Genomic DNA, 25,942 nt, shown 5'->3' on the forward strand with positions numbered 1-25,942 from the left:
CTTTTCCGGACTTTTTGTTTTCGGGTTATTTACATTACATTTGTAACCGTTCTCCAAGTATTTTCTTGAGAAATGTTTTTATTCATTCAGCAAAAAATAAAATAATATATAATCTATGGGATTTAATGATTTTTTAAAAAGTCTCTTCGGAAATAAATCGCAACGTGATTTAAAAGAGATACTCCCCTATGTAAACAAGGTCAAAGAGGCATATCCGGCTATCGAAAAGCTAAGCGAAGATGAGCTGAGAGCCCGTATCGATGATGTTAAAAAACGGGTGCAGGACGCTGTCGCTCCTGAGAAAAACCGTATCGCGGAGTTAAGAGCTTCGGTAGAAGAACAAGATTACGAAAAACGTGAAGCCATTTGGGAAGAAATAGACAAGATCGAGAAAACGATTCTTGAAAAATATGAGAAAGTTCTTGATGAGGTATTGCCCGAGGTATTTGCGGTAGTAAAAGATACTGCCCGTCGTTTTGCTCAAAATGAAACGATCACCGTGACTGCTACACCGTTTGACCGGGAATTGGCATTGACTCATGATTTTGTACATATCGAAGGAGATAAAGCCATCTATCAGAATCACTGGGTAGCCGGAGGCAATGAGGTGACATGGGACATGATTCATTATGATGTCCAGTTGTTCGGCGGTGTCGTTTTGCACAAGGGCAAAATTGCCGAAATGGCGACAGGTGAAGGAAAAACTCTTGTCGCGACTTTGCCTGTATTTTTGAATGCTCTTACCGGGAATGGCGTGCATGTGGTAACCGTGAATGATTATCTTGCCAAACGTGACTCGGAATGGATGGGCCCGTTATATATGTTTCATGGTTTGTCTGTCGATTGTATCGACAAGCACCAGCCCAATTCTGAAGAACGACGCAAAGCGTATAATGCGGATATTACTTTCGGAACTAATAATGAGTTCGGTTTCGATTATCTGCGTGATAATATGTCGACATCTCCCGAGGATCTTGTACAGCGTAAACATAACTATGCGATTGTCGATGAGGTGGACTCCGTATTGATAGATGATGCCCGTACGCCGTTGATTATTTCAGGTCCTGTACCGAAAGGTGATGATCAACTTTTCGAGGAGTTTTGTCCGAAAGTAGAAGCTTTGTATAAAGCACAGAGGGCTTATACGACCAAGCTGCTTGCTGAAGCTCGTACTAAAATAGCTTCGAGCGATAAGGAGGTGCGTAAAGAGGGTGCTTTGTTGTTATACAGGTCGTTTAAGGGGCTTCCTAAGAACTCTGCATTGATTAAATATCTCAGTGAACCCGGTGTAAAAGCGTTGATGCTCGAGACAGAAGAGTATTATATGCAGGAAAACAACCGTAATATGCCGATTGTTACCGACCCGCTGCTTTTCGTAATCGATGAAAAAAATAACAGTGTGGAGCTGACCGATAAGGGTCTGGACATGATTACCGGAAATTCCGATGATCCGCAATTCTTCGTATTGCCCGATATCGGTGCTCAACTCTCCGAGCTGGAAAATATGGGACTGTCCGATGAGGAAAAACAGGCGAAGAAAGATACCCTGATGCAGGATTATGCGATCAAGGCAGAACGGGTGCATACCGTGAACCAGCTTTTAAAGGCTTATGCCTTGTTTGAAAGGGACGATGAATATGTCGTTATCGATAATAAAGTAAAAATCGTCGACGAGCAGACCGGACGTATTATGGAAGGCCGTCGTTATTCGGACGGATTGCATCAGGCTATCGAAGCGAAAGAGCATGTCAAAGTCGAGGCTGCGACACAGACTTTTGCAACGATTACTTTACAGAATTATTTCCGTATGTATCATAAGTTGGCGGGAATGACCGGTACTGCCGAGACCGAGGCAGGGGAGTTCTGGGATATTTATAAACTTGATGTCGTTACGATTCCTACAAACAAACCTGTTGCCCGTATCGATATGAACGACCGGGTGTATAAGACCAAACGGGAAAAATATACGGCGGTAATCGATGAAATACAAAAATTGGTCGAGGCTGGCCGTCCGGTACTTGTGGGTACGACTTCTGTTGAAATTTCAGAATTGCTCAGTAAGATGCTTACCATGCGTAAGATCAAACACAACGTATTGAATGCCAAGTTACATCAGAAAGAAGCGGATATTGTTGCTCAGGCAGGTCAGAGCGGAACGGTGACTATTGCTACCAATATGGCCGGTCGAGGTACTGATATCAAGCTTTCTCCTGAGGTTCGTGCTGCCGGTGGGTTGGCCATTATCGGTACTGAACGTCATGAGTCTCGTCGTGTGGACCGTCAGTTGAGAGGTCGTGCCGGACGTCAGGGTGATCCGGGATCTTCGGTATTTTATGTATCTCTCGAAGATAATTTGATGCGTCTGTTCAGTTCAGAACGTATTGCTAAAGTTATGGACCGTTTGGGCTTTGAAGAAGGAGAGATGATCGAACATGAACATGATTTCCAAATCAATCGAACGTGCTCAGCGGAAGGTAGAAGAGAATAACTTCGGTATTCGTAAGCGTTTATTGGAATATGATGATGTGATGAATGCACAACGTGAGGTAATATATACCAAACGTCATCATGCTCTTTTAGGAGAACGTATCGGCATCGATATTGTGAATATGATGTATGATGCCGTACAGGCTATGATCGAATCTCATTCTCAAAATTCGGATTACGATGCGCTTAAAGAGGATGTGTTCAAGACGTTTGCCATTGAAATACCTTTCGATAAAACGGCAATGCGAAGTGAAAAGAACGAGCGATTGGTAGATATGCTGTATGATGCGGTCATCGCTGCGTTCAAGCGTAAAACGGATAATATGGTGGCTGTTGCCAATCCGGTGATTAAGCAGGTTTATGAAAATCAGGGTGACCGGTATGAGAATATAATGATACCGATTACAGACGGAAAACGAATGTATAATATTTCTTGTAATTTGAAAGAGGCATACGAATCGGAGTCGAAAGCAATCAATAAAGCATTCCAGAAAGCCATATTGTTATATACGATAGATGAGGCATGGAAAGAACATTTGCGCGATCTCGATCAATTGCGTCAATCGGTACAGAACGCAAGTTATGAGCAAAAAGATCCGTTATTGATCTTCAAATTGGAGTCTTTCGGTATGTTTAAAGATATGATCGATACGATCAACCGAAAAACAGTAGCTATTCTGATGAGAGGCCAGATTCCTGTACGAGAGCCGGAACAGGTGCGTGAAGCTGCTCCTGAAGTGCGTCAGGATTACAGCAAATACCGTACACAAAAAGATCAGGTGGGAGGCAGTTCCTCGGCAGCTTCTGCACAGCAAGCCCCGCAAAGACCCGAACCGATCAAAGTCGGGCCTAAGGTAGGACGTAATGACCCTTGTCCTTGCGGAAGCGGTAAGAAATATAAGAACTGCCACGGGAAAGAAGCATAAGCTATTGCTTTAATATAAATGACAAAACGGGAAAGGTGATTTACAATCTTTCCCGTTTGTCATTATGAAGGTTGCGGTTATTTTTTGTTTTTAGGCGGGTAGTGAGTCGGGAACATCGATTCTCGGATTTGTCGTTCTTTATTGTTTTTTTTCAGCATCTCTTTCATTGTATCTTTGTTTGTGATACGGTTGCGGGCTTTCCATAAGATATATTGCAATTCGTTATCGTCAAAATCGAAGTCCTGTCCTAATTTATCCCTTATTATTTGTCGGGTATATGACCGGATGTTGTTCCATAGTCCGGGATTATCGATCCCCTTTTCTGCCATATCGGACAGGTATTCTTCAGCAGCTTTACGATTTGATCTGTTGTTTTTTTGGTAAGTTTCCCTGACTTCTGAAGGCATTGACCGGAATACCTGATCCAGAAAACTATCGGTATGTTCTCCATATAAAGCACGTATTCCTTTTTTGGCGACAGCTTCACGCATTAGTGTCTTTTTTAGTTCAGCTTCAGAACGGATATTGTCTAATATAACGTTCACCTGATCATTCTCGGGAGAAAAATAACCCGGTAGGACGTCTTTAGCCGGCAGTTTTTGCTGTACGTCGAGAGGAAGTTCCGATTGTCGGTCAAATATTTGAGCATCAATGCCAAGTTCCTTGCTTATTTTTTCGGCTTCCTGTCGGCGTCTGTCTCTTTGAAATTGCGTATCGTATTTGTTCAACCACGGATTGTCAGGGTTGACGATCGAAATGTTGAATCCGGAATCTTCCTTTTTCAGATTTTTATTCTGTTCTGTCGCGGATAGCATTTTTTCGTATTCGTCCGCACTGCTGCGGGTAATCCGATTATAATCTTCATAAGGAATAGAATATATGCCTTCTGCGAAATCAGGAAATATGAGTTCTTCTTTTCCTTCCGGTGTAATGACTTTATACAGTCCGTTTTCGGTTTGCCCGATTACCTCCATCGGCTCTCCGTATTTGGTATTGAGTATTGTCACTTTTCCATCATTTTTTCTCCGAAGATGTTGCACCGCTTTTCCTCCGGTATGGCTTATTCCGCCTAATGCCCCTCCGAAGACTCCTCCTTCTATGCCGGATCGGGTTGCGTTTTGAAGAATTTCATTTAATGCCGGGTAATTTTCTCTATCCAGATAAATGCGTGCTGCCATGTCTTGAGCAACAGAAGTGCCGGCTTCGCTCAATCCCTCCATAGTGGCATCCGAACCGATTTCTGCCGCCAGTTTTTTCAGGTCGATATGTTTGTAATTTTTTAGCAAGTCGGTTAACTCTTTGGATGCCTGCGGATTTTTCATCATTTGAGACATAACGCCTTTTCGCATCGATTCTTTCAAAGGAGCGGAGAGTTTGTTTAGATATCTGCCCTGCATGAGACCTTCTATGAGGAGGTCTGCTCCTGTATAAGAACCCACATAAGCGGCACGTTTCCAATCCGGTACTTTTTCGCCGTTTTCCTTTTCATACCGGTCTATATCCATCTGTGCCTGAGCGTGACTTTGTGCTGCTAAACTACCGACATTGGCTGCACCCAAAGCGACTCCTGCCGGTGGAAAGACCAGTCCTGCGGCTATGGGTAGGGCTTGCTGAGCTATTCCTGCACCCGTTTCGGCAACTTTTGCCCAGCCTTCGGTTTCTTTGAAACTGTCATTTTGTTCCAGAGCTTTGCTCATTTGTTTTTTTCCTTCACCTCCGTTGATGATGTAATCATTCACTGCTTTTTCTATTTGCCGGGGGGATAATCCTTCCGATTTCATCTCCATGATATTTTTTAAAGCATCGATGTATCGGGCTTTTGTATTCATGTACTCTTGTTCATTGACAGCTCCGGTTTCCGGATCATAAAGCTCGTTATTATTCCAATCGAATTTTTTGTCGGGTTTTCGGATGTTTTTTTCAGAAATTTCTTGTTTGTTCCGCTCGATTTCTTTTAATAAATCTTCATTGTTTACAGAAGATAAACTGCCGAAATTTTTTTGTACGTTTCGGTATGCAGCTTGCATTTCGTCTTCATTGTTCCACCAGCTTTTTAATTTTCCGATATTGTAGGAAAAATCGTTTGCTAACCGTTTCCCGTATTGGGCCAGTCCGTCTTTAAAGCTTGTCAAAGGTTTTCCTTCAGGATCGTTATTGAATAAAGAAGACAAAATCTTTCGGTTATATGGGGTATCGGGAATGGACGGGTAGGGTATGGTCGGATACAGCTTTTGTGCAGGAATGGGAGTTCTCCATTCCTGACCGGTCAGAGGGTTGCCGGCCATTGTCTGCTTTATTAAATCGGAATCGATATATTCCGGTTGTTTTTGCATAAATGGTTGAGTTGTTGTGCTTTGACCGTTATCTATTGTCCGGGCGAATTGACGTTTATACATATTTTGTAATTGAGGATCGATATAATCCCATCTATTGTTTTTATTCATTGAGAGTATTGTTTTGAGTGTTTTCGAATAATAAGTTTTCTATTTGTACTCGGGCTTCTTCGGGAGAAATACCTTGAGCTGTCAGATAGTTGAAAAGCAAGAATTTTTGTTTATCGGTATTTTCTGCATTATCTTGCCATACCTCTGGAAATTCTTTTGTGTTTAATCCTTTTGCAGGCAGTTTGGCATGAGTATTCGGGATGACCGGAATCCTCTCTGTTAGTTCGAGAAAATTTTTCCGCAACTCTTGTTTTTTTCTGCATCGGACGTTTTGTTTATCTATAATTTCGGATTCCGGTTCAAATAACCGGGTGAGTTTTTTCCAGTAAAAACTCCTTTCTTTTTTTCCGTATTCTTCTTTTGTCGGTTTTTGTCCTAAAAGTTTCAACGCATATTCCAGATCATCAATCGACTTGCGGGCGGCAGATCTCTTTTTTTGTTTTCGATTTTCCAGACATACCGAGAGAAAGCCTTTCCCATCTTCTACCTGTTGCTTGATGTCGGAGAAAATCGCTGCCGTATTTTTTTTATTTTGTAGTTCGGTTGTCTTATTTTCCATTATCATATCTTTTGATCCGTTTCCGATAAATGATTTCAAAGCATTCCTGACGACAGTTGTGCCATACTTAATATTGTATTATCCAGATTTTCCAATCTTCGACCTACGTTCTGTAACGCATTTTCCGATGCGTTCCGGAACATATTGCTGGCATTCATATAGGTGTTGTATCTTTTGTCATTTATTGCTGCCGAATGATTGATGTAATTATTCAGGACATTATTTTTCCATTGTGCGCCATTTGCCGCAATCGCACTATATGTGTTGCCTATCGTTTCCGCATTGTTTTTTTGTTGGGCGGCGATAGCTTCGGGTGTCGTTCCCGTGACGGCAGACTGAGTCAGTGTTTGTTGATTCAGTTGTTGAGTCTGTTTCCGGAGATTTTTTAATAGGGCTTGGCTGTCCGATCGATTTATATAATCACCGTAATACTCCGAGTTGAAAAGGTTGTCTAACTGTGTTTGTTGGCTGTCGAGGGCCTGTAATGCGTTTTTTTGTTCCTTTTCAGCTGCTTTTCTCTGTTTTCGGGCTTTGATCCCGTTGAATATTGATGCAAACATTTTTGTTTCTCCTTCTAAATTTTTTTAATTGGTTAGTGAACGAATTTATTATTATAACATCAGCATACAAATATCACCTCATATATTTGTCGTATGGTGTTATAATTATAAAATCGTATAGAATATGACGAAAAAAAATGCTCTTACCGGAAAAAATAATATTCCGGCCGATGATTATATCCGGAAAAGACGGGAGATATTGGATTTGTGTTATAAACGTTTGCAGGAAATGATACCTGAATGTACCAGTGAAGTCAATCTGCTCAAGTGTATTGAAATTCTGGAAAAACATGAGAGTAGAAATGATGCCGGAGATGAAAGACAAGCGTTGTGTGCCATAGCCGATACGCTCGACAGGCTGGCGGGGTTGCGATAGATTTTATATTTATCGCACGAAATATCGTTTTTCGATGTGCTATTTTGCGGAAAATAGAATTATCGGAAAATATTAGATAAAATGGAAATTACAGTGATTGAAAACGAAAGGCGGAAAAAAGAGATCGATAGACCTTATCGTCCTGAGACGGGAGAGGGAAGCATAACCGGAAAGCGTTTTTGCTTTCATCTTCCGGATGCTCCTATTCCGATACAATATATCCCGGAAATGATGCTGGAAGAGGTCGAACTCGTAAAACTTTTACGTCGGCATGGTTCGATAGAAAAATTTATTCTGAACGAGTTGAAAGAATCCCCTTCACCCGTTATTAAGGAAGAAGTCTGGAGACGGTGGGTGAAGGTCAGGATTAAATATGATTTTGAATTTTGGGCGGTTTTATTTGTCCGTATTAAGAATAAGACGGGTGATTCAGATATTCCTTTTCGACTCAATCGGCCTCAGCGTCGCCTGCTTTCGGAGCTTGAAGATATGAGGACGAAACGTCTGCCTATACGGCTGATATTGTTGAAGGCAAGACAATGGGGCGGTTCTACGCTGGTACAGATGTATATGGCTTGGATACAGCTGGTACACCGGAAAAACTGGAATAGCGTGATCTGCGCGCATTTAAAAGATGCAGCGGCAAATATTAAAGGGATGTATTCTAAATTGTTGGAAAGTTATCCGGCTTGGTTGATAGATGCAGATAAACCTCTGAAGTTTCAACCGTATGAGAAAATGGGGAATACCTCTGTGATTGCCGAAACGAGTTGTAAAGTCACGATCGGGTCGGCAGAAACTCCGGAGTCGGTACGTGGGTCAGATGCTGTTATGGCGCATTTGTCGGAGGTGGCTTTCTGGCCTCATACGCGGTTGAAATCTCCTGAGTCGTTGATCCGTTCGGTATGCGGTTCGGTTGCTTTGTTGCCCGACTCGGTTGTTGTTATGGAAAGTACGGCGAACGGAACGGGGAATTATTTTCATCAGGAATGTGAAAGGGCAAAGAGGGGGGAGAGTGATAAACGTTTTTTATTTATACCGTGGTTCGAAATAGAAATGTATTCTGTTCCGGTAGAAGATTATGACGCATTGATAACATCTTTGACAGATTATGAAAAGGATCTTTGGGATAAAGGTGCGACTCTTGAAGCGATAGCTTGGTATCGTATGAAACGAAAAGAGTATAGAGATCATGCCGATATGATGGCGGAGTATCCCTCTGATGATGTTGAGGCGTTTAACCATACCGGAGAACGGGTATTCGATATACGACAGGTGCAAAGACTTAGGGAATCATGTCGTCCGGCAGATAAGGTCGGAGAAGTTTATGGGAAAGCTTTCTCCGGAAAGTCGGCATTGGAAGGGCTCGGTTTTAAGGAAGAGGCGGGAGGACGCCTTCATATCTGGGCTTTTCCGGATTCCGATATGTCTGTAAAGGATCGCTATCTGGTCGTTGTCGATATCGGAGGCCGCTCTTCAAAAGCCGATTATTCGGTTATTGTCGTCTATGACCGTTATTGGATGTTGTTTGGGGGTGTACCTGAGATTGTCGCTCAATGGAGGGGGCATATTGATCATGATTTGTTGGCATGGAAGTCTGTCCAGATTGCAGCTTTTTATCACCATGCGTTACTTGTAATAGAAAGCAATACTTTGGAAACGGAACATACGGATGGGGAACATACGGAATATATTCTGGATACTATTGCCGATTCTTATACACATTTGTATGCTCGTGTATCTGCCGAAATGATCCGATCTCAAGTTCCTTCTAAATGGGGATTTCACATGAATCGTTCTACCAAAACAATGGTGGTAAATCATCAAATACAGATGTTAAGGGAGAACGGGTATATAGAAAGGGATATTCAGGCATGTTATGAACATGATGTTTTTGAACGGAAACCGAATGGAAGTTTCGGGGCGATGGACGGGCATCATGATGATATTCTTATAACGCGTTGTATCGGTAATTATATATGTTATACCGAGCCGTTGCCGTACCGATTTACAAAAATGCAGGTAAAGGTTTCCGGTTCTGTTCCTATCGGAGAAGCAACGATCTGATGAGCTTATTTTAAAGGGTGAATATGGAAAATTCAGATGAAACGATGTTTTTTCTCCAGAGGCATTTTGAGATTAAGAGGATGAGAAAAGCAAAACCGAGAACCTTTTGTGTAATCGGGGTCTATCCATATATCTCCTCCCATTTTATTGATGGTTAATTTGCAAATAGACAATCCGAGCCCAGAGCCTTGTGCAAATTCATTTAGTTTTTCGAATCTCTCGAATACTTGCCGTTGTTTCTCTTTAGGAATGCCGCAACCGGTATCGGATACGGAGAATATCACCCTGTTTTTGTCTGGTTCTATATTATAGGAAAGAGTGATTGTTCCGGTATCGGTAAATTTTCCAGCATTATTCAGCAGATTGATGAAGATTTGTTGTAATCGTTGAGGGTCGGTTACCATAGAAAGCGGTTCGTCTGCTTCGAATATATAAGCAATTGCATTTTTTTTGACCCGGTTTATTATTGCAATTTGGTCACGACATAGCTGTGTAATGTCGCAGAGGGAAAAATTGAATTGAACTCTTCCCGATTCAAGACGTGATAAATCGAGAATATCGTTGATGAGCCGAAGTAATAAATCCGAATTTTTTTGAATAATATCCAGATATTCTTGTTGTTCTTTGTTCTTATTTTCTTCGGCGAGTACGGTCGAGAATCCTACAATAGCATTTAACGGGGTTCGGATTTCGTGACTCATATTTGCTAAAAAGGCGCTTTTTAACCGATTCGATTCTTCTGCTCTATCTTTAGCGATGATTAATTCTTTCTCAGACATTTCCAGATGTTCTTTTACTTTTTTTGTGCGGAAATAAAAGAATAGAGTACAGCAAAGAGCGATCACAAGAATAATTAATACCGAAATGATAGAAATGAACTCGACAGGATATTCTTTCCACAATGGCAATGTTTTATTGAGAAGAATAGAATTTCGAGGAAGTTTTTCGATCGGAATATCAGATTCTTTGATTTTATTGAAATCGAAGATATATTCGTTAGGAATAAATTTGATGTTGGCTTCTTCCCCTTTTTCTATATTGATAGCCTGTTTTGCCATGTCGGGGCCTTGCTGTCGATAATTCGGAGAATATCCGCCTAATACCCAATTGTTTAATCCGAATGATATAATTGAGAATACCGGAACTTTGGGATTAACGCCGGACATCGTATATATGGCGTTTTTTATGAAGAAAGCGTTTGATGCGTCGACTTTCCATGTCCCGAATAAGATGACCGTATTAGGAGGCAGATTTTTGATATCTTCAATGATCGAATAGATTGTTTTTAATCGGCCGTCTAATAATATGAGGTTGAGGTCCGGAAAATTCTTGAATTCTTTTTTTACTAATGCTTGCAAAGAGATACCTTCGTATGTATTGTCCGATATGAATGCTATATTGCGGGTCAGCGGATAAAGGTTCATGATCAGTTCGATATTTTTCTTTATATCATATTCGTATGCAAATCCGGCTTTTATATTCCGGTTCGGCATATCTTTGAAGACGTCGATACTTTCAGGATTCCAAAGTTTAATATCTTGATTGTTGTCGGGCAGAAGAACAACATTTCTACTTGCCATGCTGCATAGTACAGGGGTGTTTTTGAACAGTAGTGTATCTTGAGAGAGATATGATGCCCATGCCTCTTGACCTATGAGAATAATTAGTTTAGGAGGTAATTGCTTGTGTTTTAGTAGTATGTTTTTAAGTCGTTTTTTCCATGTTTGAGATTCGGACAGACTTTGGCAGTTCATGTTTTCGATAGAGATCGGTGATTTTCCGCCGAGGTGTCGATACGTGTCGTTGAAAGATATGATGGTGGAAGTCGTGAATTGTGTATCCGGATTGTATGAACTGATAATCAATATCGGAGCTGAACTTTCGGATGCCGTTGTCTTCTGTACCGGAAAATTGCAAGCTATGAGCAATATTGTGAAAAAGCTGTAAAGAAAACGTTTGTGATTTCTAAGTATATTTGTCATATAATGCGATCTCATTGTTCGTCTTTTTGGTTCCCGGCATAATTGATTTTTACCAGATAATGCCTGAAATATAGTTACTGATTGTTTGTTTTAGTACTACCGGATTGATGGGTTTGGTAATAAAACCGGTGCAGCCGGCTTCTATTGCAATATCTTTATCTGAGTCGAATGCATATGCGGTTTGCATGATTATAGGTATGTCGGCAGATAATTTTCGTATCTCTTTTAATGCTTCTATACCATTCATTTCGGGCATTTTTATATCCAAGAGAATGAGATCTACCGAATTATTTCGGTATAATTCGATTGCTTCTTTTCCGTTTTTTGCCCATAAGATGCGACACCTGTTGCCTATTATCGTTTTTAACAAAAGAAAGTTACTTTCTATATCTTCGGCTATTAACAGTGTTGTTTCTTGGGATTGATTTTCGTTGTTTTCTGTATTATGATCTGCATTGGTCGGGAATAGGGGTTTTATTTCTCTATCTTCACCAAATGATATCTGGTCATCTTTGCGTATTGGAATATGAATGGAAAAGCAACTTCCTTTTCCAGGTTTGGATTCTACGCTGATATTGGCTTCGAATAGTTGGGCGATGGCAGCGCAAATAGAAAGTCCGAGTCCTGGTCCCTGTGTAAATTCGTTACATTTATAAAATCTGTCGAAGATCAAGTTTTGCTCTTCTTCTGAGATTCCTATACCTGAGTCTTTTACGAACAGTGTGAGATATTGGTTGTGATCGATACTGTAACCGATCGTGATATTTCCTTCTTGCGTGAATTTTATCGCATTATCGAGAATATTGGATAGTAACTGAGTCAGACGTATCGAATCGGATTTTATAATTGTCTGTTTATGAGGTGTCTCTATTGAGAATTGTATAGATTCAGGAATTCTCATTTTGTGTTGGGAATATACGAGTTCCAGAATTTGTTCCATATTGCAGGGTTCGGAAACTAAGGATATTGTATTGGCTTCTAATTTGGAGAGTTCCAAAATATCATTGATTAGTTTCAGCAAAATGTTGCAGTTTCGGTTTATCGTTTTTATAAAAGACTGCCGTTCATTGGGTGTGAAAGCGTTCTCATCGGATAGTAGGTTGGTGAATCCGATAATTGCATTGAGCGGAATACGGATTTCATGGCTGATGTTGGCTACGAAAGATTGTCTCAGTTCTGCTTTTGCGGCCAGATCGCGGGCGACGATAAGCTCCATTTCCCGCTGCTTGATGTGTTCTATGGAGGAACAAAGTCCGTATATTTGAGCATTAGAATAGGATATGTACGGAGATAAAGAAAAATGGGTTTCCCTCCATTCATATTCATCCGGAGAATTGAGACTTATTCTGAATTGTACTACTACTTTTGCGTCTTTTCCATATATAGAGGAGAGTAAAGTATTGTAAACGTTTCTTCGGTCATCCGGATGTATTCTTCTGATTAACGATATTCGGTTTATTTTGTAATTCTCGGTAAGAGGCAGTCCTGTGCTTTGAAAAAAATGTTTGTCGAATGTGAGTTTTCGTGTAATAAGATCGTATGACCATGTATGGAAATTTCCGACTTGCAAGGCTTGTTCCAATAGTTCCTGTTTATTATGTAACCGGATTTGTATACGTTTCTTTTTTTTCTTTTCGAGTAAGTACAAAAATATCAGAAAAAAGAGCAAAATGAATGCTGTCAGGATTATGATGATAAATTCTGTTTTATATTTTTCATATATCGGAATATTGTATATGAAACTGTTTTCCGGTAGTTGGGATTTGGATATGTTCAGTCTTTTTATTTGAGGCCAATCAAAAACGGGACGGTCTTTGTGGTATTGCAGGGGAACATTGGTTATGGTTTTCTCGCCTTTCAGTATTTGTGCGGCAAGATTAGCCCCGTCGAAACCTTGTTGATACGGGAGTGTAAAAATCCCTCCGAGAATTCCTCCGGTTATATTTTCCCCTATCCCTTCATTACAAACCGTGAAAAACGGTTGTGCTGAAATATTGGAGAATTGTGAAATTATAAAATCCCATTTGGGTAAAATGAAAATATCCCCTTTTGATGCATTATAGAAAGGATATAATACTCTGAATGTTTTCATTTCACGGTATGGAATAAATTTTATTTTGATCTTTTCTTTTTCTGTTTGGGAAACAGTTTGCCATTGTTTTAGAAATTCTTTTCGTGAAGATTGACCTAAAACTGTACTGTCTGTCAGAATATTGATTCTCGTAATGTTTGGAATAATGTGTTTTGCTAATTTATAGCAAGCGATAAAATCCCGCTTGCATTCGAATCCGGTAATATTGTTATATCCGGTAAGTATATCGCAGTTTAGGTAACTTACTCCTGAAAAAATAATAGGTACAATATGTGTAATCGGGTGATTGCTGGTGATCAGAGAAAAAGTAGCCTGGTCGTCTTCTATTAGAATCATGTGGGGTGGGTCGTAGGTATATTCATCTAATAAGCGGGATAACGTATCGATTTCTTGCCGGGCGTTCAGCATTTCACAATTCAGATAAAAATGTCTGATCTTTACCGAGAGATTATGGTGAGAAAAAGCATCGTTTATCCCCTCTTTAATCTCTTTCCCCCAAGTATAAAGAGAATCGAATGAATGGATGACAAGAATGTTATAATCGGTTTGAGACTTGTTTTTATGACAACCGTTTATACCCAATACGGCTGTTATAATAAAAATAGCAGCCATGATATTGAATGCTATGAAATGAATCCTTTTCATTCTTATTAATTGAAGATATACTTTGATACTCAAATGTGTTTGTCAACAATTATCTGCAATGTTTTGTCTGGAGGACGTTTCGGTATGGCGTACCGTTTTTTTGTATTTTTGCCAGTGTATTCATAGAAAACATAGGTCTGTTTTCGGTCTCGTTTTTTTGTAATGCAATGTCTCCCCTCCAATTCGAGGCTGCAATGCTTTTTGTTTGTCCCCATGAATTATTCAACAGATTCCCAAAGTTAAGAATATTAACATTAAGTTGCAATGTGTTTTTTATTTTTATGTGAAAATCTTGAGCAATTTTTAAGTCAAAACGATTTACCCGAAGTAAATGTGAGGCAAAGTCCTCGGCATATTCCCTATTGTGTTTTCTCAAATAGGGATCTATACATTTATAGCGGCTAATGCTTCCATGAGATTTTTGGAGACGATGGGTTCAGCCATATACATATTGAATCCTGAAGAGAGAATTTTTTCTTTGTTTAGCAGAAACTTCATATAGATTATGGTTATCTTTCAAATTTTCGGCAATTAGCAAAGTATGCTTGGGAATGTCCGGACTATTGTTTATCTATCTGTAATCTTTATTATAGAAAAAACACAAGAAGATTAATAAGGCTTTTATACGTTTTTTCATATTTTTATTATCAGAAAAGAAGTCGAATTTTTCTTTAGAGAAAGCTTCAACTCAATTAATAAATACGAATCAGCCGTATTTTATAATTTCGTCTTACTTGTTTCTGAAAATCTTAGAGCCAGTCGTTTAAATTTTACTCGGGTCAGTTTTGAGAGTTTCATGAAATGTTGGTCTTTGATTTTTAGATATTTGTCTTAGTGATCGAAATTATTATTCGCTATACTAATTTATTAGTATTTTGATTTCTTAATTTTTTTGATGAAATTCATAAATAATTCTTGTATATTTGTCTGATTTAACAATGAAATGCCTGATAATTAGATTTTATATGTTTTTAAAGCAACAGGCAATTATATTGAGTTTAATAATCTTTAGACTAATTAAATAGTTTATCGGGTATTGTGTTAGAAGTCATATTTTTTGTGATATGAAAATCTTGCCGTTAATTTATAGGAGACAAACATCTGTTGTTAATAAGAAGGCCGCAACTTTTGGTGTAATTACTCTTATTACATATTTAATTCCGGAAAATTCCGAAATCGAACTTTCTGTATCGGCACGTGATTTTATGATCGACTGGGGAGATGGTGTTTGCGATAAAAATATGATTCATACATATACCCGAAAGGGAGAATATGTGATACGTATTTGCGGAGAATGTATCAATGAATTGCGTGTCCCGAAATGTTGTTTGGAGAATATCGATGTCTCTTTTTGCAAATGGCTCGAACACCTTGATTGTTCTTTTAACTGGATCGAGGAGTTGGATATATCCGGACTATCTTATTTGGTCTCTTTGGATTGTTCTCACAATGCGTTAAACAATTTGAAAATAGGAAATCAGGAATTTCTGCTTTATCTCGACAGTTCCGATAATATGTTGTCGGTTCTTGATGTAAGTTTGTGCTCTTCTTTGACCTATTTATATACACAACATAATGCTTTGCGGTCATTAAAAACTTCTCCTGCAATTTCGGTTTTGGATATCGGAGATAACCAGCTCTCTCCGGAAGATATGGCCGATTTAAAAAAACGTTCGGGAATTCGTTATATTTTGGATTGAGTATCGGGCTTATTTTATCCTTGTTGGGGAGCGTTGGATTTTCCGATAAAGAAATCCGCCAGATTGTCTTTATGCTTTCTTTCGGTCTGTCTTCCTGTTTTCATTCGTCAGATACTCCGCTATTATCTTTGCAAAGCTCAAAAGAAATTTTCAAAAATCTATCTGTCTAAAATTTAAATAGGCTCTTATAGAAATATTTTTATTATCCGTTTAAATGGGCTTCTCACCGATTAAGCAATATAAATTCATTATATTGTTAATTATCTGTTGTTTGAGTTTCTAACACAAATGCAATGTTCGATGGAATTTCTCCGGTTATTTCTTCCCATTTCTTTTTGCCATCTGGAGAGAAACAGTAAACTTTTCCCGGTGTGATGAAATCTTTGGCATCTGTGACGAATATTTCTTTGCTGATAGGATTTACCGCGATGCCGTATGGCATATCTATCCGGGTATCGGTTCCGTCCGATATGAAATTTCGGGTAAGGATTTTGTGAGTACGGGTGTCTATGATTCCATAAACACTTTCTGCATATCCTGTAATATAATTGAATTCTTTTGCAAGAATGTATAAGGAGTCTCCTGATATACACATATTATTGACAGGTATCGATAAAGGACCTTCTACTTCGTCTGTACGACTGTTTATCATATAAAGATCGGACTTCCCGTCATAATAGTCTCCTCTGGACGAGACATAAATGTAACCGTAACGATCTGCCTTCATCCGGTGCAGGTTTACCGCAACATCTATTTTTTTTATTTCGGTAAATGTATTCAGGTCGATTACCGAAACCGTATGATCCATTTCTCCGGTCGAAACGCACATCGAATTTGCCACATATAATTTATCTCCGATGATGACCATCTCCTCCGGTTGCGACCCTACGGCAACTCTCTTTTCGACTTGTAAAGAAGCGGTATCTATTTGGGCGACATATCCTTGTCTGGCGTATAAATCGCTTCCGTCTATGCTGGCATACGATGATACGTATGCTTTGTTTTTGTGGAAAACGATATAGCGGCAACTCGGAATTTGGATCATACCGATGTGTTTTGTCGTTTTCAGGTCTGTAACTTCTATAAAATTAGAACAGTTAATTACGGCATATAGCCTGTTTCCGTATATCTGCAGGTCATTGCCGACATCTCCCAATTCTTTGACTACAGTCGGATTTCTCTCTGCATATATGTTCAGATAATAGGTATTATTGGTGTAGTCGAAATAGTCGAGAGTAGCCATATTATTACCTTTATTTCCTTCGTTGAGCAGATAGAATCCCGAACTTATGGTGATTTCTCGTGGAACGGGAACAGGCTCATCGCCCCGGCAGCTTGTCAGTAACAAAAATATAAGTGGAAAGATACGGTAAATATTTTGCATATTCATTCGTTTCATAAAATTATCCGGTTAAAGTGTAACATTCAATATCAGTTTGAAATTAGTGCCGGGCATGGGATAAGAACGCACGACTTCATATTGTTGGTTAAATAAGTTGTTGATTTCGGCGGTTATTCTTATTCCGGTTTTGTGCCATCGGAGATTTTTCGATAGAGATAAATCGCTTGTGTACCATGGAAGAACGTAGTTTTCTTCGGTATTGGCTCTCGAAGCATATCGTTCTCCGGTATATATGAAACTGTAATTCAGTTCCCAGTTTCTGTATCCGGCATTGATGACTGCCGATCCGTTATGCAGGGGGACATACGGAATTTGTCCTTTGTAATAAAGATCGTCGGTAGAAGTGTAGTCCTGTGCCTTCTGGTAAGTGTAATTTATGCGGGTGTCGATGCTCCATTGTGTTCCGAATCGCCATCCTGCATTGGCGGCAATGTCGATTCCCTTAATTTTTACTTTTCCTAAGTTGACCATTGTCCAGCGGAAAAAATTGGATGTCGGCATTGCGACTATTTTGTCCCGCACCTGATTGTAGTACCCGTCTGCTTGTATCTCCAATATGCGTAATATTCCGTTGAAGCTTTTGCTGTATGTAACACCGACATTATATTGAGTCGTATATTCGGGGTTTAGTTTTACATTGCCGATAAATGTATAGTATAAATCGTTCAGAGTCGGCATTCGGAAGATCTTTTTATAGAAAGCCCTTATATCTAATCCGATATGTTTCCATGGACGGTAAGATGCAATAATTGTCGGGGTATATTGCGGTTTGTGTGAGGCCGGTACGACTGCAGAAGATGTGGTTTCTTTTGTGAAAGTCCCCAACAGACTTGCCTGTAATTTTACCGACTCCATTTCAAAAGAAGAAGCTATCGCTATCAATCCCGAGTAACGTCTCGGATAGGCAAAATTGATCAAATCGGCGTTTAGTCTGTTCCATTGAAAATCTGTCGATAAACTGATGTTCCAGAAATCGAATATAGAATACATTTGGGCTGCCGATAAGTAAACTTCTTGTTGCCGGTAATGATTGTTTGTGTACGTGACAGAAGCATCTTTTCTCGGATCTGCTAAATAATGGAGATAATCATACGCGTATTTACTGCTGATTAAAAGATGATAACGTTCTGCAAAACTTTTTCGGAATGACGATTGTACGAAAAAGTTCGAGTCCCATTGCCGGTCTTCATTGGAAAATTTGTTCCTGACAACAGCACCCGGATAACCCCGTTCCGAATTATAGAAGTAGAGTTTTGTTTTCCAGTTGCCGTCTTTTATTTTTCCGAAAAGACCGGTTTCTATCCGTAAAGCGTTTACATCTCCGTTGTGTCGTACGGCAGTAGTGTCATATCCGCCTTCTTTACGGTACGTAAATTTATATCGTCCCGTGGTATAGAGGTATTCACCGCTTACCGATCCGCTTATATTCTCGCTCAGCTTTTGTTCCCAAAGAATTGCCGGATTAACCGTTCCGAACGAACCGGTTTTGAATGTTGCTTTCAGATTATATTTTTTACCTTCCTCAAAGCGTGGAGTTCTGGATTGCAGATAAACCGAACCTGCCGAACTGAAATCTTTTGCCGGTTGAAAGATACTGCTTTTCTGTCCGTTGTATAAGGTGATCGCTTCCATATTGTCTAATGAGAAACGTCCCAGGTCGATTGTCCCGTTCTGAGCATTGCCCAGTTGGATGCCGTCATAAAATACACCCACATGATTTGTTCCCATGCTTCGGATGTTGACGGTCTTCAATCCGCCGATTCCGCCATAATCTTTTATCTGTACTCCCGAGAAGTATCGGATCGCATCTGCGACAGAATGCACGCTGAGTCTTTCTAATTGCTTGCCTGAAAGCGTTTGTGCCGGAACTACATCTCTGTTTATCGTTTTTCCGGTGAATACGACTTCTTTTAGTTGGTAGGTTTTTGTCGTATCGATTTTGGCAGTCGTTTGTCCGGATATGCGAATCGGCAGAATAATCCACCATAAGATTATCCCGTACAATAACGCAGGGTCGCAAAATCGGAAATTACGCATTCACTGAAATTTTTTTGTATTGCCGGTCTCATCCTCGCAAGAAACGGCATTTTGTGTGTATGGCAGGTCTTCTGACTTATCTCTGTGGGTAAACGCCTTCCCGAATAATTCTATTCAGTGGCAGGGGGTAGTTTACCGCAAATATAGGAGAATTACAGCAGCGGGACTGTTCCCGACTTTCACGGGATTCCCTTTTCATCGATATCCTGTTGCAGGCATCTCGAACCGATACGGGGACAAAGATAAGAAGAATTATTGAGAATCTGTCTAATTTTCTGACTGTTCGCTCTGCACCTGTCTAAATTTTGTTCGGGCTGGCTTGAGAATTTCTTTATCCAAAAATTTAAATAAGTTTGGGCGATAATAGTCGTATTCTTATTTACGAGCGATAACCTTTGGCTGCAAAAAACAGAATATATATAAAAGCAACGAACGGGACGATGAATCCGACAGCCATGTTATTCTCTCCGATCAATCCCATAAGCATAGGACTGAAAGCGCCACCTGCTACGCCCATAACGATATATGACGAAGCTTTTTTGGTAAGAGTTCCCATATTCGAAAGCCCGAGTGCGAAAATCGTAGGGAACATGATCGACATAAAAAAGAAGGTCGTGTATAGGGCATATAATGATATTCTTCCCAGAGCGAGAATTACCAGAAGCATGCATACGGATGAAATCAAAGAGAATAGGACAAGCAGTTTATTGGGCGTAGTCCATTTCATCAGCATACTCCCCGAAAGCCTTCCTACCATGAATAAAGTCATTCCGCCGAAAGCCAGAAACCTCGATGCCTTTTCAGGATCGATACTCGGGTCTTGTTCGGTGACGTAATTGATAAAGAAACTGAATATGCCGGTTTGGGCGGCACAGTAGGCAAACTGAGCTATTACGGCAAGTACGAAATGGCGGTGCTTCCAAACCGATTTGTCCGGAATATTTTCCGTAACCGGAGTTCTTTCATCATCTTCCTTGATTTCGGGAAGCTTCGTAAAGAAAAATAAAATACCTATTACCAGAACGATGCTGCCCACAAGAATATAGGGTTTGGTAAGAGCGGAGGAGTCTCCTTCGGGAGTACCGAAAATCAGAGCACCTCCGACCAGAGGCCCGAGTATCCAGCCCAGACCGTTGAATGATTGGGACAAATTTATTCTTTGTGCGGCCGATTCTTTAGGGCCTAAAACTGTTGAGTAGGGATTTGCTGCTGTTTCCAGAATACATAAACCGCACGCAATTATGAATAACGCGATCAGAAACGGAGTAGAAGAGTGCATGAGTGCTGCCGGGATAAAAGAAAATGCTCCGGTTGCGAAGAGTAATAAACCCAGAATGATGCCTTTTTTATATCCGTATTTTTTCATGAAGATTCCTGCAGGAATAGCCATAAGGAAATAAGCGATATAAGTCGAGAATTGTACTAATCCCGATTCTGCTTTTGTCATGGTAAATGCAAGTTGAAAATGCTTATTCAGCACGTCCAGCAATCCGTGAGCAAATCCCCATAACAAGAACAAACTGGTGACCAAAATAAATGGGACGAGATAAGATCTGCCGTTCGGTGTTCTGAAAATAGTTGTATTATCGATTTTGTTTTTCATGATCGGTATTCAGTAAATATCAAAATAATCCCTTTCTTTTAGTTGCTAAATATACGAATTTTTTGAAATACTAAGAGTCTGTTTAAATTTGCCGATGCAGAAAATATTATCAGGCCTTTTTTCCCGTTTTCATTTGTCAGATAGTTATTATCCTCCTTATAAAAATAGAGAAATATCTTCGAAAAAAACTTTCAAACCTGACCCGAGTAAAATTTAGACAGGCTTTAATGGATGTTTAAAACATGTTTTTTAAATAATTATCAAAAGAAGGTGTAATAAATATTGCACCTTCTCACTTGACGTATTGAAATGGAGTCTAAATGTTTTCTGTTTTTTTGAGCGGTAGAGTATCTTTAGAATTTTGTTGTTGAGTCTCTTGTTTTAATTTATTTATACTCTGTAACAAGCGGTCGGAAAATGGGAATGAACCGTTTTCAAGGAGCATTTCCAAAGAAATCTGTCCCATTCGGAACAGTTCCAGCAAAAACTCGTTCGATGCTACCCGATATGCCGGAGAGGAAACGGATTCGGTGATGGATATATCGAATTCTGCGTTACGGACTTTATCCGGAGATGCGAGTATTTGTCCTTCGGTAGCTTTATCTCCCGCAATTTCCAAATATCGGTTTTCGTCATAAAACTGCTGGATGGTTTTCATCATTTTCGTGTCTCGGTCTTCCCGAAAAGTTTTATAAGATTCGAACAGGTCGATGAGATTCAGACTTGCATTTTGGGTTTGTTGTGCATAAAGGGAAGCGGGAGTTCCTGAAGGAGCGTCTTTTCCCTGCATAGCACCATGTACGCCTGAGATATCTTCTAACAGTCGCATTTGCAGGTTTAGAAGTTCATAAGCGCCTACATTGGTCGAATTTACGGCAATTTGTTGAGGAAGGGGCGCTCCCGGTTTCGGTTTGAATAAAATGATTCCGTTATATCGTGTCCATTCCTCAGCTACATCTTCGATGGTCATTCCGTCGGGAACTTGATCTTCTGGGAAAAGCAATACGCCTTTGGCACTTGATCCCATGATAAAATCAACCAATGTAATCAGTCGGTTTATATATCGTTGCTGGTCGATGATGTCTTCGACAAAAGAGTGAATTTCTCCGTCGATAAGCGGATAAAGCCGCATGCTGTAAGGGTGTTCTCCGTGCCAGTACGGGGTCTCTCCTTCATCCAAAATGTCTCCGAAAGGGGAGAAAAAGCGATAATACCAAAACTGGTCGATAAACCATTCGGTGCGGATCAGCGGTACGTCTTTACTGTCGATCCCTGCTTTTCCGGCGTCGGAGATTCTTTTTCTGTTTTCCGCTTCGATGGCCGGTAAACGGTCTATTTCTTCTTTATAAAGTTTTCCGTTCAAAGTATCATGGCATTTTAACCGTTCACGATTTTCGAGCCTCCATATTTCTATTACCCGGCAGAGGTGGTCTTCTCCGGGAATCAGAAAGTCGAGATTGTCGATCCGCTCCGTGGTCAGGTTTGAATATTGACGGTATAGTTCTTCTTGATTGGCATTGCTGTAAATCTCTCGGAGGCGGGAAGCCCGTTTACGAGAACCTCCTGAAAAATTGGATAAAATCGTTGCGATAGGTACGTCATGCAATTCACCTATCATTGTGCAATCCCAGTGTCGTTTATCTTCCATATTGTTAAAAAAGATTCGGTTCGGATTTATTTCATTAATCCATACATCCGTTTTATTTCTCCTTTTTCCGTAAACTATTTTGTGAAAGCAACTTCCCGAGATCAGAAATTCTTCGAGAGTCCTGCCGTCGATTTCCCACATTCGGTTATGTTGATAAACATATTCGAGGGCTATGCTCATCAGTTCTCCTAATTGCTGTTCGTTCCGGTCTCTGGAAATACATACCGGTTGAGTCTGATTGCTTCGAAATTGTCCGATGACGTTCTTTACCAGTTGACGGATCAGATTGTTTTTTAAGGGGACTTTCCCTTGTTCTTTCAAATATTGCTCTTCGGTTATCGTTCTTCCGTCCGGTAACGTTACTTTATCGCTCCATTGTTGTCCGAATGTATATTTTCTGTTTCGTTTGCGACGCCTGCGGTATGGTTCTATATTTTCCCATGCCTTTTTTGCCGTCCATAAAATTTCGTATTGAGAACGGTCGAATGTTTCGTCTTCTTTTTCTTTTCTCTTTTCCTGTTTCGGCATTAACCGTTTGTTGTTAAAGATTTTGTAATTGCAGTCATTCATAATGATTTTTATTTTACGGTTATAAGTCGGAGAGTCTGTTTCAGTCCTTTTTTTGTATTGGAGTATTATAAAGAATTTTAAACAGACTCTGGATTTACTTTCTCGATTGCAAAAAAAATATTGAATCGTTCTGGTTTTATGCGATAATTATAAAATCTTGCCGGAACGAATTCTTTTTTATAAATATCCCACGAGCCGGAATGTTCTCTATTCTATTTTTACCGAAAAAGAAATTGAAAGATAATATTATGCAACAGAACAGATTACAAATTAAGGGTATGTCGCATCAGTTACCTCCGGCAATGTGTGGCGACGGGGAGTGTAGCCGGATCGTGAACTTGAGATGCCGGGACGGTATTTGGGAAGCTATCGGTGAACCCCGCTTATTATATACTCCGGAAGAAACTTCCCGTAAAGTCATATTTTTGCATTGTAACGAAGCCTATAAGCATTATATTTCGTATGACGGCACGAATCTTTATTTTGAGGCGGAGGAAAAGGATGGAGAGGTCTTTCCGACTAGATTGGAGGCATTGTGTGAGATCTCCGGACTGTCGAGAATAGAGTCGGTCGGAAATACGCTTGTTGTAATTACCGATACGGAAATATTTTATTTACTGTACAGAAACGGAATTTATGAGATATTGGGGACACGTCCGGATATGCCCGAAATATCGTTTTATTTGGGAGGAAGTATTCAGAGTACCGAGATCTTCGATACTTATACCTTGAAGGTAGAGACTCGGGATGACGGAGTTTGTCGTCTTTCCGATACAGACAAGAGGGCGTTTATTTCTTGGATATATGGTACGTATAGTAAATGTAAGAGTAAATTGCTGTCGGACGGTTATTTCGCCCATCCTTTTTTGGTGAGGTATGCACTCCGAATGTATGACGGTTCTTATATTCTTCCGTCTCCGCCTGTCGTCATGTTACAATCGGATAAAGCCGATACGTTGAATAATATTGAAGCACTTTGCGAGCTGGAAGACGGATATTTGAGGCGATTTGTCGAAAATAAGTTCAATTTAAGGGGAGAGTCGCTTTATTATAATATCGGCAAGTGCGATTTATCGAAATGGTCGGATATTGTTACTGGGATAGATGTGTTTATTTCAAAAGAGATACCGGTAGTCAAGCAGGTTGCCATGACAGAAAATGACTATCGGTATGAGATACGGAATATTGGGGGTAAACAGACTCGGATTATTATTTTCGATGTGCCGCAATTGACAGAGGAGGAGGTCAGACGGAGGCTGTCGGAAGAGGTCGTATTCTTTAAAGTGGCATCCTTTTCCGGAAAGGAACAGATTGCACAACCCTTTTCATTGGAATATAATTGTGATTTGAATAATCTCGAACAACAAGATGTATTGCCTTTGGATAATTTTTCTCATCATCGTATTACGGCGAAGACCTCTTATGTGTATAACGGGAGATTACATTTGGGAGGAATATCTATGTACTATTCCAGCGGTTTTCCCCTTTCGGTCTTTGCGTTGACACAGAATCGTTATAATGGGGTAGACTTAATCGATATCGATGTGCAACGGGGATATATCGAAGTGTACATGAACGGTTCTGACGGGGAGAGGCGTCTGGTAAATTCTTTTGAGTCTCGTATGTCTCTTAAAGGTCTTTCGGCTATGATTTCTTATCCTGACAGCCGAGCATATAAGATGAAAGTGAGGATATGCGATGATGCCGGAGGAAAACAATATGGAATAACGGTTGATTTAAAATCTTCTCAAGATCAGAATATGGCTTATTATGTTTCTCCGGATTTAAAACCTATTACTTTTTCTGAAATATCCGAACCTGATGAAGGCAAGATTCCGGAAGAGATAAATGCTGTGGAGCATACTCCCAATAAGTTGAGAGTATCGCAAATAAATAATCCTTTTGTATTTCCTCAAGAGTTTACTTATATTTTATCGGGAGGAGAGATTACCGCCTTAGCGGCTGCTACGGCAGCCTTGTCACAAGGTCAGTATGGAGAGTTTCCGTTATATGTGTTTACGACAGAAGGTATATGGGCTTTGCAGCAGGGGAGTGAGGGAGTCCTTTACAGCAATCAACATCCTGTAAATCGGGAGGTCTGTTTGTCTTCGAATTTGATTGTTCCGATAGATAATGCTGTCGTTTATCTTTCCGAACAAGGGGTTATGGCTTTACAGGGGGCAGAGTCCAACTTACTTTCTCCTGTGTTCGGCGGAGTTCCGGATGCACTTCCTCAAGATTCGTCCGATAGTGGTTTTATATCGTTATCGGAGGCTTTCGTCCCGTTTAGAGAGTATATCCAAGGAAAATGTACCGCCGGGTATAACTATATCCGGCAGGAAATTATTTTCTTGAATGCCGATTATCGTTTTTGCTATGTATTGGGATTATCTTTTTCGAGTTGGTACTGTCGTATTGTTGATTGGAAATATTTATATAATCTCTACCCGGGTTTGCTTGCCGGAGATGAAAACGGTAGGTTGTATGATTTGTGCTCCGAAGTTCAATCGGATATGCAAATAAGTGTGATAACCCGACCTATAAAATTGTTGCCCGATATTTATAAACGTGTTTCTCACATTGCATTACGTTGTTCGGTACAAAGGGCTGATTTGGTTTGTAAGGTGTGGGGTGCACAAGAGGCAGAAGGACGTTATTCGTTACTTTATCGTTTTCGTATTGCCGGAGATGTGTCGGGGCAAATACGAATGCGTCCGCTTTCGCCTCCTTTCAAGTATCATCGGATAGCGTGGTGCGGAACGGTCTCTTCCGATGCTCATTTCGATGTAATTGATTTAGGTTTCGATCCGGTATCTTCGGGTAAGAAATTACGTTAGAAAACAA

15 protein-coding genes and 1 riboswitch are annotated in these 25,942 nt (G+C 40.1%); of the genes, 6 read left to right on the forward strand and 9 right to left on the reverse strand.

All coding sequences use genetic code 11. From position 1 onward, the window contains the following. The first annotated feature begins 115 nt into the window (after positions 1 to 115). Complete coding sequence (gene secA, locus QUE35_RS10940) at positions 116 to 2,488, forward strand: preprotein translocase subunit SecA (RefSeq protein ID WP_433996957.1); 2,373 nt, start codon at positions 116 to 118, stop codon at positions 2,486 to 2,488. Further along, positions 2,439 to 3,413, forward strand: a complete 975-nt coding sequence (locus tag QUE35_RS13760; RefSeq protein ID WP_433996958.1) for an SEC-C metal-binding domain-containing protein — start codon at positions 2,439 to 2,441, stop codon at positions 3,411 to 3,413. The genes secA and QUE35_RS13760 overlap by 50 nt, the downstream gene beginning before the upstream one ends. Before the next feature lie 77 nt (positions 3,414 to 3,490). On the opposite strand, the gene QUE35_RS10945 is transcribed toward QUE35_RS13760, so the two are convergent. Genes QUE35_RS10945 through QUE35_RS10955 form a run of 3 tightly spaced genes read right to left on the reverse strand, consistent with a single transcriptional unit; the run spans position 3,491 to position 6,976 of the window. Further along, positions 3,491 to 5,857 carry a hypothetical protein gene (locus tag QUE35_RS10945; protein WP_022600876.1) on the reverse strand — a complete coding sequence of 789 codons (2,367 nt, stop codon included), beginning with the start codon at positions 5,855 to 5,857 and terminating at the stop codon, positions 3,491 to 3,493. Continuing rightward, positions 5,850 to 6,416 carry a hypothetical protein gene (locus tag QUE35_RS10950; RefSeq protein WP_147404894.1) on the reverse strand — a complete coding sequence of 189 codons (567 nt, stop codon included), beginning with the start codon at positions 6,414 to 6,416 and terminating at the stop codon, positions 5,850 to 5,852. Before QUE35_RS10950 ends, QUE35_RS10945 begins: the two co-directional genes overlap by 8 nt. 35 nt (positions 6,417 to 6,451) lie before the next feature. Further along, a complete protein-coding gene (locus tag QUE35_RS10955; RefSeq protein WP_009319049.1) occupies positions 6,452 to 6,976 on the reverse strand; it encodes a hypothetical protein in 525 nt (174 codons plus the stop codon). A gap of 124 nt (positions 6,977 to 7,100) precedes the next feature. Here QUE35_RS10955 and QUE35_RS10960 point away from each other — a divergent pair, with 124 nt between their 5' ends. Both QUE35_RS10960 and QUE35_RS10965 read left to right on the forward strand, forming a co-directional pair. Beyond that, positions 7,101 to 7,352, forward strand: a complete 252-nt coding sequence (locus tag QUE35_RS10960) for a hypothetical protein (RefSeq protein ID WP_009319048.1) — start codon at positions 7,101 to 7,103, stop codon at positions 7,350 to 7,352. A gap of 81 nt (positions 7,353 to 7,433) precedes the next feature. Then, positions 7,434 to 9,419: a terminase large subunit gene (locus tag QUE35_RS10965; RefSeq protein WP_022600874.1), complete on the forward strand. Its 1,986-nt coding sequence runs from the start codon at positions 7,434 to 7,436 to the stop codon at positions 9,417 to 9,419. 32 nt (positions 9,420 to 9,451) lie between these two features. Here QUE35_RS10965 and QUE35_RS10970 read toward each other — a convergent pair whose 3' ends face one another. Both QUE35_RS10970 and QUE35_RS10975 read right to left on the reverse strand, forming a co-directional pair. After that, the gene (locus tag QUE35_RS10970; RefSeq protein ID WP_244925460.1) at positions 9,452 to 11,416 is read right to left on the reverse strand and encodes a sensor histidine kinase; all 1,965 of its coding nucleotides are present in this window, start codon (positions 11,414 to 11,416) and stop codon (positions 9,452 to 9,454) included. A gap of 34 nt (positions 11,417 to 11,450) precedes the next feature. Beyond that, positions 11,451 to 14,138 (reverse strand): ATP-binding protein, encoded by a 2,688-nt coding sequence (locus tag QUE35_RS10975; protein WP_022600871.1) that lies wholly within the window; start codon positions 14,136 to 14,138, stop codon positions 11,451 to 11,453. A 1,064-nt stretch (positions 14,139 to 15,202) separates the two neighbouring features. Between QUE35_RS10975 and QUE35_RS10980 the strand changes: the two genes are divergently transcribed. Continuing rightward, on the forward strand, positions 15,203 to 15,838 hold the full coding sequence (locus tag QUE35_RS10980) for a hypothetical protein (RefSeq protein WP_022600869.1): 636 nt from the start codon (positions 15,203 to 15,205) through the stop codon (positions 15,836 to 15,838). 256 nt (positions 15,839 to 16,094) lie between these two features. Here QUE35_RS10980 and QUE35_RS10985 read toward each other — a convergent pair whose 3' ends face one another. The 4 genes from QUE35_RS10985 to QUE35_RS11000 form a co-directional block, all read right to left on the reverse strand. Next, complete coding sequence (locus tag QUE35_RS10985) at positions 16,095 to 17,237, reverse strand: DUF5074 domain-containing protein (RefSeq protein ID WP_022600867.1); 1,143 nt, start codon at positions 17,235 to 17,237, stop codon at positions 16,095 to 16,097. Between the two features lie 12 nt (positions 17,238 to 17,249). Next, a complete protein-coding gene (locus QUE35_RS10990; protein WP_022600866.1) occupies positions 17,250 to 19,277 on the reverse strand; it encodes a TonB-dependent receptor in 2,028 nt (675 codons plus the stop codon). 44 nt (positions 19,278 to 19,321) lie between these two features. Next, positions 19,322 to 19,523, reverse strand: a riboswitch (cobalamin riboswitch). A gap of 133 nt (positions 19,524 to 19,656) precedes the next feature. Next, on the reverse strand, positions 19,657 to 20,880 hold the full coding sequence (locus tag QUE35_RS10995; RefSeq protein WP_022600865.1) for a sugar MFS transporter: 1,224 nt from the start codon (positions 20,878 to 20,880) through the stop codon (positions 19,657 to 19,659). 316 nt (positions 20,881 to 21,196) lie between these two features. Beyond that, a complete protein-coding gene (locus QUE35_RS11000) occupies positions 21,197 to 23,098 on the reverse strand; it encodes a portal protein (protein WP_031258449.1) in 1,902 nt (633 codons plus the stop codon). 248 nt (positions 23,099 to 23,346) lie between these two features. On the opposite strand from QUE35_RS11000, the gene QUE35_RS11005 reads away from it, so the two are divergent. Then, positions 23,347 to 25,935, forward strand: coding sequence for a hypothetical protein (locus QUE35_RS11005; RefSeq protein WP_147404893.1), 2,589 nt, complete (start codon positions 23,347 to 23,349; stop codon positions 25,933 to 25,935). Positions 25,936 to 25,942: the final 7 nt, after the last annotated feature.

It is taken from the genome of Coprobacter fastidiosus (genome assembly GCF_030296935.1).
Taxonomy (GTDB): domain Bacteria; phylum Bacteroidota; class Bacteroidia; order Bacteroidales; family Coprobacteraceae; genus Coprobacter; species Coprobacter fastidiosus.

Bases quoted from the DNA above. Each gene is read 5' to 3' on its own strand.
- secA (WP_433996957.1), top strand. From the start codon at position 116: ATGGGATTTAATGATTTTTTAAAAAGTCTCTTCGGAAATAAATCGCAA.
- QUE35_RS10980 (WP_022600869.1), top strand. From the start codon at position 15,203: ATGAAAATCTTGCCGTTAATTTATAGGAGACAAACATCTGTTGTTAAT.
- QUE35_RS10995 (WP_022600865.1), bottom strand. From the start codon at position 20,880: ATGAAAAACAAAATCGATAATACAACTATTTTCAGAACACCGAACGGC.
- QUE35_RS10950 (WP_147404894.1), bottom strand. From the start codon at position 6,416: ATGGAAAATAAGACAACCGAACTACAAAATAAAAAAAATACGGCAGCG.
- QUE35_RS11000 (WP_031258449.1), bottom strand. From the start codon at position 23,098: ATGAATGACTGCAATTACAAAATCTTTAACAACAAACGGTTAATGCCG.
- QUE35_RS10945 (WP_022600876.1), bottom strand. From the start codon at position 5,857: ATGAATAAAAACAATAGATGGGATTATATCGATCCTCAATTACAAAAT.
- QUE35_RS10970 (WP_244925460.1), bottom strand. From the start codon at position 11,416: ATGAGATCGCATTATATGACAAATATACTTAGAAATCACAAACGTTTT.
- QUE35_RS10975 (WP_022600871.1), bottom strand. From the start codon at position 14,138: ATGAAAAGGATTCATTTCATAGCATTCAATATCATGGCTGCTATTTTT.
- QUE35_RS10985 (WP_022600867.1), bottom strand. From the start codon at position 17,237: ATGAAACGAATGAATATGCAAAATATTTACCGTATCTTTCCACTTATA.
- QUE35_RS10955 (WP_009319049.1), bottom strand. From the start codon at position 6,976: ATGTTTGCATCAATATTCAACGGGATCAAAGCCCGAAAACAGAGAAAA.
- QUE35_RS10960 (WP_009319048.1), top strand. From the start codon at position 7,101: ATGACGAAAAAAAATGCTCTTACCGGAAAAAATAATATTCCGGCCGAT.
- QUE35_RS11005 (WP_147404893.1), top strand. From the start codon at position 23,347: ATGCAACAGAACAGATTACAAATTAAGGGTATGTCGCATCAGTTACCT.
- QUE35_RS13760 (WP_433996958.1), top strand. From the start codon at position 2,439: ATGATTTCCAAATCAATCGAACGTGCTCAGCGGAAGGTAGAAGAGAAT.
- QUE35_RS10990 (WP_022600866.1), bottom strand. From the start codon at position 19,277: ATGCGTAATTTCCGATTTTGCGACCCTGCGTTATTGTACGGGATAATC.
- QUE35_RS10965 (WP_022600874.1), top strand. From the start codon at position 7,434: ATGGAAATTACAGTGATTGAAAACGAAAGGCGGAAAAAAGAGATCGAT.